This window comes from uncultured Shewanella sp., from assembly GCF_947501665.1.
Classification (GTDB): domain Bacteria; phylum Pseudomonadota; class Gammaproteobacteria; order Enterobacterales; family Shewanellaceae; genus Shewanella.
Map to the genome: position 1 here is coordinate 26,908 of NZ_CANMWS010000031.1, position 13,333 is coordinate 40,240.

Sequence of the window (13,333 nt, forward strand, 5' to 3'; positions counted from 1 at the left end):
AAAGGTGTGGGCTCGAAGCTGATGAATGCCACGATTGAATAGCTAAAGAATATCAACGCTGGGGGGATTGCTCGAAGACTTTAACGACTATTATGGTTTTAAACCCTAAGAGGGCTTGATGCTTTCGAATGTACCTTTGGAATATTTTCAAGCCTTGTTACTTCTAGGGAATTGTTCTCAAGGAATCGTTGCATACCACGACTCTTTTTCTGCCTCTGCAAAGAGCTTATAAACAAAGGTAACATCGCACTATGGGCTAGATGGGCTAGATGGGCTAGTGTGCGCCGTTAGGCCATGCCTACACAGAAAAAGCGTGCTAATGAGCATTGCATATTCCAAGTAGAAAGCTAAAGCAGTTCGTGAACGATCCGCTTTAATAGGTAAGTTTCTCTTTCAATGGACATGCCTTTCTTGGGACTATTGGCGATAGTGTCTTCGTTGTGAGCAATGGCTTGATGAATATTAATCCACAGTGGTCGCATACCATTTTGAATTTCATGGGGTTCAAATTGAGTCTCACCCAGCTCAGGGTGAACGGTGCAAACAAAGCAAAAAGACTCCATATGAATCCGGTCAAAGCCTGCTTTTTGCCATGGTCTGAATTCTTCATAGCAACCAAACTCGCTTATGATTTCAATTTGTTTCGCGCCGGTTTCTTCTTTGAGTTCACGAAGTAAACCTGTGCGTACCTCTTCGCCTTCATCAATACCGCCGCCAGGAATACTGTAGTCGTGATACCGCTGGGTATAGAGCATTAAAATATTTTCACCATCGAGAATAATGCCTCTTGCCGCTTGGCGGTGAAAGGCATGACCTTTTTTTTGATTGAGACTAGGGTGGGTTGTGCTTCGTAGTAAACGCATAATGGTATGGCAAATATCTAAGGATAAAGAGGCGAGGGATTATAACTGAGATGAAAGTTGCAAGCGAATGGGCAAGTCAGCACTTCTTGGCTTGTCATTGCTTTCGTTATGAAAAGATTAATATGGCGGTGCCAATCATGGTGTTTAAAACATGATTGGCACAAGGACAGTTATTCAGCAGGACGGTCTGGTTTAGGCATATATTGCTGCATGACGTCATCAAGTTGATTGCCAGTAATATTTGAATTGGCTTGTTGTAAACAAGATAACAAAGCGGATTTATTGGGCTTCTCTCCAGGTGAAGCGGGTCTCCCTTCCTCTAAACAGTTTTCCATTTGATCGGGGTTTACATTTAGAGCAGCACTTAACTTATCAATGGGGGGTTTTGGTGGGTCTCTTCTTTGATCAGCATTGGCAATAGTGCTAAATAAGAGTGCGCTGAGTAATACACTTGCGGCAGCAACAACAGATGAACGTTTTAACATAATACTTTCCTCTTTAACTCAATGATTAGTTGATTAAATTTGATAGTTTAACTCTGATATGGTGCTAATCACCCTCTGTTTGTCATGTGGTGATACAACGGACTTGAGTCACCATAGCAAATAGGTTGCTGCTGTCACAGTGAGTCGCTGCTCAGTCAATGGTTTGAGCCTTAATAAGTCCTTTTTTGTTTTTTTTGTACAAAATATGACGTTATTACCTCTCTAAAGTAAATAAAACATTGTCTTAATTGATTTTTATGTTATTAAAAATATTGGGTAATTTAAATTAACTGACAAAAAAGAATCGAAGTTAGTGGGTTTACTATATTACTTGACTTTTATTGACTTTTATTGACTTTTATTGACGTTATTAATGACTGATTCAATGTAAACATGATTAAAATAAAGTAAAACTAAGAGTTATCAAGTCATATGTTGAAATCGGAGAATACTCTCTGAATCTTTATTTTGATTCTAGAGGATGAAAGTATTCCAACAATGGGGAGTGTACTTTTAGGTTGTTGAACATTTTTTTATCAATATTGTGTATGTTTTATCCATTAAAACATACAAAGTTTAAACAATAGATTCATTTAATATCTATTCAAGGGGATCAATAATAGAAAAATATTTTTTATAAAATAGTGATATTTATCATCGTTGATATGTCTTTTTTATACTTAAATAATCAGGTGAACACCTCATTTTGTTGTACTTTATTTGGTCAATAATGAGCGTGTTATTTGATGTTCAAGACCAATAAACATACAGTTTTTAGCAATAATATAAATTGGATTTTGATCGTAGAATATTGCTTTCAAACACGAATAAATCATTAATATTGGCATGATACCAATCACACTTTATTATGCTTAAAGTGTTCTACCTCATCTTACCAGTTAAAGGTAATTATCTATTTTTTTAATATTTTCATTTATACCAAAGTGGTGGCTTGCTTATATATTAAGCGTTTTGGTTGGTATTTATACTAAATTAAATGGAGTATTTACATGTATATTCAGGATCCTTTATCTTTTTCACAAAACCATCATCAAAGTTTAAAGTACTTAGCCGAACAGGCACTGATTTCCTTGGGGTGTCCTACTGAAAAATTAACCAACATTGATGCACATTCGAGTATTCATCTTGAGTTTGAGTCACTACCCAGTATTACACTGAATATTGAAGAAGATAGATTATGGTTATGGTCGGCATTTACCGAGTTAACATTCGAAGTCGTTATTCAACATGCATCCGAATTATTTATTCTTTTACAGGAACCCATTCCTTTATTAGCGCTTGATCAGGCTATTCTTGTAAGAGCTATCACTGGGTATGAACTTAAAGCGTTAGTGGATATATCTTGTCTGCACTCTCCACAAAATTTAGGCATGCTGATTGAATCTTTTCATCAAAAAGTGGATGCCATTAATCATATTCTCACAATGCATCTCTCATTTGCATTATTAAATTAAACCCTTACTGTTTTTATTTATCGGAGTTTTTATGCCTGTGCCTTCAATATCGACAACATCTACGCCAATATCGCCAACTACCACCCCTATTATATCATCATCCACAACAACGACTTCCATAACGCAAGGATTGAAGGGAATATCCAGTGATCAGTCACTCAGTAAAAGTTTAACGCCTAAAACCTTTGCGCTCGCAACACATTTACATCCAGATCAGCAATCTTTTGATAATATCAATGAATTAACCCAATCTAAATTGGAATTCTCTCGAGAGTCATGGAGTGATGTTGTTCGTTCTTATAATAAAGAATCAAACAGTACTGGACTCAGGTTACGGGTCGCTTATCCAAAAGAAAGTACTGAGCTCACAGCGACTCAACAAGGAAGCCTCAAAAGTAGAATTCAGGGATTTGGTAGTGATGGAAAGACATTTAAGCCAAGTACAATGGATAATGTGAGTGAAAAATTACATAAAGTTGTGCATACGGCCATTCACCATGCTCCTGATATGGCGAGTACTGGTATTGAAATGGCCACGCATACAGTAGATGCTAAAGCTTTAACGACGGCCGTTAGTGAAGTGTTAACGGCGATGAAAGAATCAAAGGGTGATTTAACCCATGGAGACTATAAGTCCCTTGCACTGCATATTACTGACGGCGCGGCGGGTATGATCCGCTCTGGGGCATCGGTTGCTTCGGTAGTACATAAGGTGTCTCATGCGCTTGAAAGTGTTGGAGCAAATGTACCTGGTATTGGGCTGTTAGTTAAATTGACGGGAGACACTATGTGGTATTCAGCTCAGCTAGCGAGGGAAAAAGTGCATAATGCCATTGAACCTAGTATGTTAAAAGATCCAATTCATAAAGCAAGATTGAATAAATTGGATTAGCCTTTTCTCTGAGGGTCCTATCTACATTTTGTTGATATTTATAATGAATAATGCCCTTTGTTTAATGACAATAGATAAAAGGGCTCAGAAAATGACGATTATCTAAGCCCTTATCAAGGGTGGTAAAAAGTTAACAAAGGCAGTGTCTAGTGACCATCAGATAATGAGGTTATTGATGGCTTTTGAGATCAGATCTTTTTTCATTTGCGTATTTTTAACAGGCTGATTAAACCAAAAACTCATTGGTTGCTCAAAGCCTATGCCGTGCATATAATTATAGATTGCCTTGCGCAATCCCTCGCCTAGCATTTCATGATCTGTCCCAGTAGGATCGGTGAAATCCACATCATTTTCAGCAAATAAGATCTCAGGTCGTTCTGCCAGAGTGATCCCAAATTGTTCAGGGTTCATGCCGATAGGGCTGTGAACAGTAGCCACAAAGCGATGCCAGTAGGCGGATTGGAAACAACCTTGTTGCATCATTTGGCGCACCATTTCCAGAGCATCGACGGTTTCTTGCTCGGTTTGTGTTGGAAAGCCATACATCAGATAGGCATGCACTAAAATGCCTGCATCGCTGAACGCTTTGGTGACTTGGGCAACTCGTTCAACACTGACCCCTTTTTTCATCAGTTTTAATAACCTGTCAGATGCTACCTCAAGGCCGCCGCTAACGGCGATGCAACCTGAGTCGGCTAGGAGTTGGCAACGGGCTTCACTAAAGGTGCGTTCAAAACGAATATTGCCCCACCAACTGATCACTACATTACGCTCAATTAAGCGTTTAGCGAAATTAAATAACAGTTTCGGTGGTAAGGCTTCATCGACGAAATGAAAACCAGTTTCGCCGGTTTCTTCGATGAGTTGCTCAATTCTATCCACTAAAACATCAGCGCCAGCAGCATCAAAACGGTCAATATAGTCCAGACTGACATCGCAAAAGCTGCATTTACGCCAGTAACAACCATGGGCGATAGTCAGCTTATTCCAACGTCCATCACTCCAAATACGATGCATAGGGTTAAGCATTTCACATAAAGACAGGTATTCATCCAATGGCAGCCCATCGTAAATCGGTGCACCGACATCAGATTGAGGTATATCATGGAGCTGGGCATTGTCATTAAAGTGCACATAAGGGTGGCCGTGTTCATTTTCTGCAAGGAAATAGGTTCGCACTAAGGCATCGATTTCATGATGTCCTTGAAAATATTCCAGCAGTGTGAGAAAGGGGCGCTCACCGTCATCGAGACAAATAAAGTCAACAAACTCAAACACACGAATATCTTTGAGTGCGCGCAGCTCCGTATTGATAAAGCCGCCTCCCAAGACGATAGGCAGCTCAGGGTTGATGGTTTTACAGGTTTGTGCAATACGTAAGGCGCCGAGCATATTGCCGGGAAATGGGACGGTTAAGGCGATAACACTTGGCTGGGTTTCGTCCAGATACTGTTCAACCAATTGCTCTAAAATGTCTGCACTGAAACTGGGATCGTCCATTAAGGTATGGTAGAGATCATCAAAGCTTGGGTTTGCGGCTGCTAATTGCTCACCATAACGGCTTACTTCAAAGTAGGGATCCACACCTTGAGTGATGACATTGGAGAGATCATTAATAAACAGGGTGGCTAAGTATTTGGCTTTATCTTGAACGCCTAAATTGCCAAAGGCCGCTTGTAATACATCACCAGAGACGGCTTCCATATGCGCTATGGCATCAAAGGCTGGGCCTTCAGGTAAAAAACGACGGGAATTTATTCGCATGGCAAGGCTAGGATCTTTGCCTTGCAAAAAGCGAATAGCACTTTCAACGGTTAAATGATAACGGTCAAATTCAGCGAGAAAAGATGTAATCACATCAGGTCGTTCATTGTCATTCAAATGTTCAAAGTTGGCTTCGACATGTTGACGAATAATCTCCAGTGCAGGGGCTGTCATCATTTCAAGGAACAGTTCAATAGCAGGATCCCGTTGCACCGCCTCATAACCTTTGGATCGTAAAAACCCCGTTAAATAGGCTGTTGCCGGATAAGGCGTATTCAGCTGTGTCATAGGGGGAGTCATTAGAAGAACGGTCATAACCTGCCTTTATATAGTCAAACGGAATCACTCAGTTTGCAGCTGAGTATGGCTGCTAATGCTGCCGCCAAAAAAAGAACAGTGGATTCTAGCAAATGAATGGTCGCTAAGCTACTTGTGTGGCTGTTTATCGGCAGTGTAGAGAAGAGATAAAGTGTGATTTTATGCATTATCTTTGTGGCAGTGATTGTGTCGATTCTAATGCTATTTTGCTCACTCATTTGGGTAATGCGTTCATATGGGGTAATCATGCTGAAGAAGGCATTTCATGTAATCTTCCCATAGTGGTGTTTATATTCGATATAGGCGCTCGGCATTGTGTTGCCATATTGCTTGTTGCTGAGTCTGGTTTAAAGAAGCAATAGCGTTTGACACTAAATCAAACCAATCATCATAGTCATGAAAAAGGCGGTCAACAGGAAAGTTTGATCCAAAAACGACTCGCTGCCAGCCAAAGATAGCAATGGCATCTTGGATCATTTGTTGACTGAGAGCTTCGTTCATTGGGTGGTCCAGCATGGCTAACCCTGATAATTTTATGGCGGTGTTACTATTTTTTGCGAAGTCGCTTAGATAATATCGCCAACGATCTAGGCTTTTTGAATCGCGTTTAATGGGCATGCCCATGTGATTTAATATTATCTGAGTGTGGGGGAATTGCGTGGCCAGTAGGCTAGCTTGAGGTAATTGATAGTCATAACACTGCAAATCAAAAGATAACTGATATTGCGCTAATAGTGAGAACCCCTTAAGCCATTGCTTATTCCTCATGAGACCATGTTGAGGACACATATTAAATTTGGGGTTGTTGTGCTCATTAATGATTTGTCTGATCCCGCGAACGTTTTTATATTTCATGTGTTGCTGGATAATGTGTTCAATGTTAGTAGCACTGAGATCGGCATAGAAAACAATGCCACTTGGTAGTGATAACTCATCACTTTGGGCTTGAAGCCAAGCGGTTTCCTTTATGGGATCTTGAGTTAAGGCTTGGATATGAACCGATTTCACAATATTGGCTTTTGTTGATGCATGTTTAAAATCAGAGATGAGAAAATCGACGCATAATGCTTGGTAGTCACCAATCCAGATGTCTTTTGGTTCGTTCAGCAACCAAGGATGGTTCTGCTGCTGTAAATCCCATAAATGATGATGACAATCAACAATATTGTGTTTTTGCATGGCTAGCATTAATGATGTAATAATACTAAAGAATAGTAAAAAAGGACTTAAAGTAACAGAATTCAGGGTCTTTAAATAAGGTAAAATGAAGCCGCATGGATATAAACGATTTAACCGTTTTATCTTTAAAGCAATGATAGCTTCTTTGATAAAATGGGACATTTGTTCACTTTAAAAAATAATTTGCGTTATATTAATCTGTCTGGATGAGTGTATAGCTAAATCAATATAAAATGATAGTCTCAGAGCAATCAATTGAGCGGCAATTTGAGGCGCATTAGTGATGGAATGTAGGCACCTTTCGAGATAATGCAACAAAGAAGTGTCGCTCAAATGAAGCGCCTAACAGGCTGGTTTAAAAGTGATTTATGCGTTGTTGATTTGTCTTACCGTAGAATGACTATGCTTTTAACCATTCGCCTAGCCTAAATCACTTTTTATTCCAGCTGAGTATGTCATTTTATATTGATTTAGCTATATAGTGTTCTGTGGAAAAGGGCTTACAGGAATAAATGCATGGACTCTATTGTGACTTTAAAAGAAAGTGTGGAGCAATGTGATCTATGCGCTGCTTGTTTACCTTTAGGGCCTAAGCCTATTATTCAAATGGCATCCGGATCTAAAATTTTAATCGCAGGTCAAGCACCCAGTCAAAAAGTTCATCATACCGGTATTTTGTTTAATGATGCCAGTGGGGATAGGTTGCGAAGTTGGTTAGGGGTGTCTAAAGAGACGTTTTATGATGAAAATCAGTTTGCGATCCTTCCTATGGGGTTTTGCTATCCAGGTAAAGGGAGCTCAGGAGATTTACCGCCAAGAATGGAATGTGCCATTAAATGGCGAGCTGGTTTATTGGAAGCTCTCAGGCATATTCAGCTAACGATTGTATTAGGTCAGTATGCCATGGCTTATCATTTACCCAGTGATAATTTGGGGGTGACGCAAAGGGTAGCTAATTGGCAACAATATTGGCCAAGGGTGATCCCATTACCGCATCCGAGCCCTAGAAACAATCCCTGGCTTAAACGTCATCCTTGGTTTGAAGAAGAAGTATTACCGAGTTTGAAAGTAAGAGTTCAAACGATATTAACTTGATGATAATAATTTAACTGAGTAAAAGTAAAAGTTAAATTGTTTTAATTAATGCTTCATGTTAATTAATTTGTGCTTTTTAGTCTATCAAGTTTTACATAAGATTCAATCACTATGATATTTACTGATATTATGTAAATTATTCTTGTTTTTAATATTTATTTATATGTGTATGTTTTTTTAATAGATAACATTAACTCTAATTAATATATTGGTGACACAACTTAAGCGATATATGTGTGCATTCCGAATGAATAGAAGTGTGCAAGCCATAAAACAATTTTCTCAAACTTATGATCTCGATGAACTCTCTTTTAATGAGGATAATTATTTCTGTCTCATTTTAGAAGAAAAATACAGATTACATTTTCAGATGAATGATGATAAAGATTATTTGACGGTTTTCTCAGAGGTGATTAATTTACAAGGATATAAAGAATATCAAATTTTTAAGACACTGCTTCAAGCAAACTACTTTGGAATGGAAACAAACCAATTTCATTTTGGATTGAGTCCAACGAATGAACATTTAATATTGTTTAAGCGATTCCATGATGAACTCATTGATTTTGATGCATTATCATTAATTATTGAATCTTTGGTAGAAGCAATAGAGTACTGGTTTAAAAAATTAACAGAGGAGGAGCAAATTACTTCGTCTTCCACCTCTACTTCTATAACGAGCTCTAGACCTGAACGATTTAATGTCATGCAAGCGAGTAACCGGATCTAGCCTGTATTAATTTCAAGAGATATAATTATGCCAAGTACCAGCTTTAATACGAATACAGTGACAAATATTCCTGTTGAAAAATTTTTTAAACTTGAAGGCAATTCTAATAACAGAATTGAAATCGATAAAAAAGATATGTCCCCTCAGGTTTCATCAAAGTTTACAACAAGTAAGGGATCGTTTTTGTTAGCTAGACAAGGAACTTATCAATCTGAAAATGAATTATCCCATATACAATTTGCTGGTTCAATGAAGAATAAATATGGTGATGAAGGCGTTATAGCGACTAAACAATTGAAAGGAAAGCAAGATAATGGAAACCGATTATGCAAAAAGGACATTAAATTTGCCCATCAAAATATTGATGAAATAAAGTTGAATAAAGAGCAATTTATTAAAAAGCAAAATCAGTTTATTAATGTTGGTAAAGACCCTAGATTAGCAGCTATATTTGACGGAGAATCATCGATAACCAGTAAGGTCAAAAATAAGCTATCCAATAAAGGATTGAATAAAGTTATTCCTAAAATTGATAATATTCCTGTGGTAAAATTTGGATTGAATATTGGTAGTATGATTACTGATTCTAATGAATCTCATCGTGAACACGGTGTTTATAATGTACTCAAACGTCCTGACATGGAGAATCATCTGGGTAAGTTTATTGCAAATAAACTCGATAAAAATCATATGATGACTGCTGAGAAAACGGCGATTAAAACAACCTCTGGTATTGTTGCTGTAGGGGGAGTGGCATCGGGCGGGGTTGTGTCTGTCGGCGGATTGATGGTGTCCCATCTTGTTGGTCATGGCATACATAAAACTATCGAAGGGAAGTTGGCGCTTAAAGTGGGCAATATGGTCCAGAATAAATCTGAAAAAACAGGGATTTCTAAGGTACCTTCTGATAATTTAAATAAAAAGCCCGATGTGACTTCTTTGCCAAGAATTGAAATAAATGATTCAAAGGGTTATCGATATCATGAATTGGAAAAAACTGACAATATTATTAAACTGTTAGCTTATTTAGGGCCCTGTGAAGAAAAAGACATTACTCAATTAGAGGAGACATTTCCGGGTATCAAAGCGGGTGAAAAAGCGAGACTAGAACTTAAGCGAGAGCTGGGTTCTCTTCCTGATGAAAATTTGATTGTAGGAAAAAAATCATCGACACCAGAGTCAGATAAAATATTGAAGAAGATGATGGGTTCCAGTTCAAGTCGCTTAGCAAACTTCTTATGGGAGGTTAAAACAGGGGATTATTTGGTTAACCCTAAATATACAGTAAACTCTGATGAATATAAAATGGCCTCTCAGGTTCATAAGGATTTTGAATCTACTGGTGGAGTTCCTAGTGCGTTACACTTGCTTTTATTGGCAGAAGGTTTAATCAAAGTGTAGAGAGGCTTAGCGTATATTAATAAGAGCAAATGGAATTGCGCTTATTAATTGATGTCTGGGCATTAACCATGATTATTGCGTTTTTTTTCGGCTAATATTTTCGTGATGAGCCATCGACCGCTGCTCAATTCTAATGTCACACTGCGATCATCAATCCACGTTTGATTGTTCTTTATGCCATACAATTTAACCGTAATCACTCGACTTTGTTCATATTGACTAAATAATTCGGGATCCGGTGTCACTATCTCTATGGTGACTTGGGTTAATGATAAGTTGAGTAAATGCCTTTGAACACTTGAAACAATAGCATAATGCTTGAGTAAAGATTGTAATGCGGGGCTGGCATATTGCTGCGCTTGATAAAGATCTTTTTGAATGTAAATGGCGTTAAAAAAAGCTAGAGTTGTGTCTTCAGCCTCTGATTGATGTGAAGAAAAGAAGGAAAGGGGTGATAATATGGAGGCATGTTTAATATCACAAGCTGTTAGTAAATATAACATAGTTAAAACAACAAAGGCTGTTCGCATAACCTATCCGTTGAGCTGAATGGTTTCTTGAAGCAGTATGCAGTTTATTTTTTTTATTTTCAATAATTCATTCATTATTAATATGTTATATTATATCTATAGTGATTTATTCTGTTTGGCAAGTGCATTATTATGAATAAATCATTTTTACCTATTGACAATAAAGTTTGATTCAGTCGTATCTATACTATTGCAAGTTAAAGGTTATCCACAAAATCTGTGGACAAGTGTGTTGAAGACTTTTTTTATTTACTTTAACTTATTGAATGTAAGCAATTAATTCTTATTGGTCATTTTTTAACGTCTTATCGTTTTTCACGTATAAGTCTTTTTTTGTGTGTTTTTTACTCTCCCAAAATGCCTTAAAGTCAGTTATCCACAGCATCAAGCCTCTGTATCAATGACAGAGGCTTGATGCTTAATTTAGCCTGTTTTATGAATGTTGTGATGCTTGTATCGCGGTTAGGGCAATGGTATAGACTATATCGTCAACTAAAGCGCCTCGTGATAAATCGTTAACGGGTTTTCTCATTCCTTGAAGCATGGGGCCAATACTGATGAGCTCAGCACTACGTTGAACCGCTTTATAAGTTGTGTTTCCTGTATTTAAATCAGGGAATACAAAGACAGTGGCTTGACCGGCTACTGGACTATCGGGTGCTTTAGAACGTGCCACGTTTGGCATCACTGCTGCATCATATTGCAAAGGACCATCAATGATGAGCTCTGGGCGTTTTTGTTTGGCAATACGAGTGGCCTCTCGGACTTTATCAACATCATCTCCAGTACCAGAGCGGCCAGTTGAGTAACTGATCATGGCGACTTTAGGTTCAATACCAAATGCTTTAGCTGAATCGGCGGATTGAATGGCAATATCAGCCAGTTGCTCTGCATTAGGATCAGGATTAATGGCGCAATCACCATAGACTAAGACTTGATCGGGCATCAACATAAAGAAAATAGAAGACACTAAACTGGAACCGGGTGCCGTTTTAATAAGCTGCAATGGAGGACGAATAGTGTGGGCTGTGGTGTTCACGGCGCCAGAGACAATGCCGTCAACTTCATCTTGTGCCAGCATCATAGTCCCTAGCACCATGTTATCTTCTAATTGCTCACGAGCGACGACTTCAGTTAAGCCTTTGTGACGACGAAGTTCAACCATGGGCGCCACGTATTGATTGCGGACGACATTGGGTTCAATCACCTCAACGCCTTCACCTAATGTCACACCTTGTTGTTTAGCGATGCGATGAATTTCTTCCTTTTGACCTAATAACACACAACGTGCGATACCTCGCTCAGCGCAGATTGAAGCAGCTTTGATGGTACGAGGATCGCTGCCTTCCGGTAAGACGACGGTTTTTTGGGCGGCGCGAGCCAGTTCTGTTAATTTGTAACGGAAAGCGGGTGGTGACAATCTATGTTCGCGAGGGACGTTTTTGGTGACACTTTCAACCCAATCTTGATCAATATGACTCGCTACAAACTCTTGTACTTGCTCAATGCGTACAGCATCATTAACAGGCACTTCATGATCGAAACGTTGTATGTTTAATGAAGTCTGCCAAGTATTAGTGTCAATCAAAAAGACAGGCAATCCAGTGTCAAAGGCTTGTTGGCAGAGTTGCATAATCTCTGGCTCAGGTTGATAACTCCCCGTGAGTAACAGTGCGCCAATTTTGATGCCATTCATAGCGGCAAGACATGCAGAAACAATGACATCAGAGCGATCGCCTGAGGTCACCAGTAATGAATCGGTTTGAATATGGGTGACCATATTGGGCAAGCTGCGGGCGCAAAAAGTGACTTTACGCAGTCTACGGGTATCCATTTCGCCAGCATTGAGCACTTTGGCGTTTAAATGGTGGGCTAAATCAGATGCGCGAGGAGCCACTAAATCCAGACTGTAAGGGACGCTACCTAAAATACGTACTGCGCTGGTTGTTGGAAGAATGAAGGCTTCTTTTGGGTGCTCGTCACTGAGGCTTTGATGATCAAAGACCTCAGATAAATCTGGGCGAGTATGGCCATCCTCATCGACGGGCGCATTAATTTTGTTAATAATCGCGCCAATTAAGCGCTTATTTTTATTGCCGCCCCATGCGTTATGAGCAATTTCAAGACGGTTGGTCAGTTCGATGGGGGTCTCAGTACCTGGGGTCGCAACAAAAATAATATCCGCATCCAATGATTGGGCAATGGCGTAATTGATATCACTGGAAAAGGGGTGGTTGCGGGTTTGCACTAACCCTTCAATGATCATTGTCTCACTGTTATCGGTAGCTTGTGAAGCTCGAGCAATGATTTGTTCCATCAACACGTCTGTTTGATCTAAACGAATTAAATGCTCAGCATGCGCCATAGTAAAAGGCTCAATGGGATTAATCGTCGGTGATTGGCTTAAAATCGTGGTTGAGCGTTCCGGGGTGGTGTCCCCTAATCGTTGTTGGGCGATAGGCTTGAAAAAACGGACCTTAATTCCCTGATGTGCTAATGCGCGTACTAACCCCAAGCTAATGGAAGTCAGACCCACGCTGGTACCGACAGGGATTAGCATGATGTTGCGAGACATATAAACCTCTTTTTGACTCAATGTGA

At 39.2% G+C, this 13,333-nt stretch carries 11 protein-coding genes; 5 read left to right on the forward strand and 6 right to left on the reverse strand.

The window, feature by feature from the left end; genetic code table 11:
• Positions 1-347 precede the first annotated feature (347 nt).
• Together Q0976_RS20115 and Q0976_RS20120 are read right to left on the reverse strand one after the other, a co-directional pair.
• A complete protein-coding gene (locus Q0976_RS20115; RefSeq protein ID WP_299495731.1) occupies positions 348-863 on the reverse strand; it encodes an NUDIX hydrolase in 516 nt (171 codons plus the stop codon).
• A gap of 170 nt (positions 864-1,033) precedes the next feature.
• Positions 1,034-1,348 carry a hypothetical protein gene (locus Q0976_RS20120; RefSeq protein ID WP_299495732.1) on the reverse strand — a complete coding sequence of 105 codons (315 nt, stop codon included), beginning with the start codon at positions 1,346-1,348 and terminating at the stop codon, positions 1,034-1,036.
• Between the two features lie 1,010 nt (positions 1,349-2,358).
• Here Q0976_RS20120 and Q0976_RS20125 point away from each other — a divergent pair.
• Both Q0976_RS20125 and Q0976_RS20130 read left to right on the forward strand, forming a co-directional pair.
• Entirely contained in the window at positions 2,359-2,823 is a 465-nt protein-coding gene (locus tag Q0976_RS20125) for a hypothetical protein (protein WP_299495734.1), read from the forward strand.
• 31 nt (positions 2,824-2,854) lie between these two features.
• A complete protein-coding gene (locus Q0976_RS20130; protein ID WP_299495736.1) occupies positions 2,855-3,715 on the forward strand; it encodes a hypothetical protein in 861 nt (286 codons plus the stop codon).
• Between the two features lie 156 nt (positions 3,716-3,871).
• Here Q0976_RS20130 and Q0976_RS20135 read toward each other — a convergent pair whose 3' ends face one another.
• Positions 3,872-5,794: a radical SAM protein gene (locus Q0976_RS20135; protein WP_299495738.1), complete on the reverse strand. Its 1,923-nt coding sequence runs from the start codon at positions 5,792-5,794 to the stop codon at positions 3,872-3,874.
• Positions 5,795-6,085: 291 nt separating this feature from the next.
• The gene (locus Q0976_RS20140; protein WP_299495740.1) at positions 6,086-7,138 is read right to left on the reverse strand and encodes an amidohydrolase family protein; all 1,053 of its coding nucleotides are present in this window, start codon (positions 7,136-7,138) and stop codon (positions 6,086-6,088) included.
• Positions 7,139-7,492: 354 nt separating this feature from the next.
• Here Q0976_RS20140 and Q0976_RS20145 point away from each other — a divergent pair, with 354 nt between their 5' ends.
• From Q0976_RS20145 to Q0976_RS20155, 3 genes are all read left to right on the forward strand, one after another.
• Entirely contained in the window at positions 7,493-8,071 is a 579-nt protein-coding gene (locus Q0976_RS20145; protein WP_299495741.1) for a uracil-DNA glycosylase family protein, read from the forward strand.
• A 247-nt stretch (positions 8,072-8,318) separates the two neighbouring features.
• On the forward strand, positions 8,319-8,801 hold the full coding sequence (locus Q0976_RS20150; RefSeq protein ID WP_299495742.1) for a type III secretion system chaperone: 483 nt from the start codon (positions 8,319-8,321) through the stop codon (positions 8,799-8,801).
• Positions 8,802-8,858: 57 nt separating this feature from the next.
• Complete coding sequence (locus Q0976_RS20155; protein ID WP_299495743.1) at positions 8,859-10,202, forward strand: hypothetical protein; 1,344 nt, start codon at positions 8,859-8,861, stop codon at positions 10,200-10,202.
• Positions 10,203-10,264: 62 nt separating this feature from the next.
• Here Q0976_RS20155 and Q0976_RS20160 read toward each other — a convergent pair whose 3' ends face one another.
• The gene (locus Q0976_RS20160) at positions 10,265-10,732 is read right to left on the reverse strand and encodes a hypothetical protein (RefSeq protein WP_299495744.1); all 468 of its coding nucleotides are present in this window, start codon (positions 10,730-10,732) and stop codon (positions 10,265-10,267) included.
• A gap of 433 nt (positions 10,733-11,165) precedes the next feature.
• Positions 11,166-13,307, reverse strand: coding sequence for a phosphate acetyltransferase (gene pta / locus Q0976_RS20165; RefSeq protein ID WP_299495746.1), 2,142 nt, complete (start codon positions 13,305-13,307; stop codon positions 11,166-11,168).
• Positions 13,308-13,333: the final 26 nt, after the last annotated feature.

Excerpts from the sequence above, each read along its gene's own strand:
- pta (WP_299495746.1), bottom strand. The coding sequence starts at position 13,307 with ATGTCTCGCAACATCATGCTAATCCCTGTCGGTACCAGCGTGGGTCTG.
- Q0976_RS20120 (WP_299495732.1), bottom strand. The coding sequence starts at position 1,348 with ATGTTAAAACGTTCATCTGTTGTTGCTGCCGCAAGTGTATTACTCAGC.
- Q0976_RS20130 (WP_299495736.1), top strand. The coding sequence starts at position 2,855 with ATGCCTGTGCCTTCAATATCGACAACATCTACGCCAATATCGCCAACT.
- Q0976_RS20115 (WP_299495731.1), bottom strand. The coding sequence starts at position 863 with ATGCGTTTACTACGAAGCACAACCCACCCTAGTCTCAATCAAAAAAAA.
- Q0976_RS20150 (WP_299495742.1), top strand. The coding sequence starts at position 8,319 with ATGAATAGAAGTGTGCAAGCCATAAAACAATTTTCTCAAACTTATGAT.
- Q0976_RS20160 (WP_299495744.1), bottom strand. The coding sequence starts at position 10,732 with ATGCGAACAGCCTTTGTTGTTTTAACTATGTTATATTTACTAACAGCT.
- Q0976_RS20135 (WP_299495738.1), bottom strand. The coding sequence starts at position 5,794 with ATGACCGTTCTTCTAATGACTCCCCCTATGACACAGCTGAATACGCCT.
- Q0976_RS20145 (WP_299495741.1), top strand. The coding sequence starts at position 7,493 with ATGGACTCTATTGTGACTTTAAAAGAAAGTGTGGAGCAATGTGATCTA.
- Q0976_RS20125 (WP_299495734.1), top strand. The coding sequence starts at position 2,359 with ATGTATATTCAGGATCCTTTATCTTTTTCACAAAACCATCATCAAAGT.
- Q0976_RS20140 (WP_299495740.1), bottom strand. The coding sequence starts at position 7,138 with ATGTCCCATTTTATCAAAGAAGCTATCATTGCTTTAAAGATAAAACGG.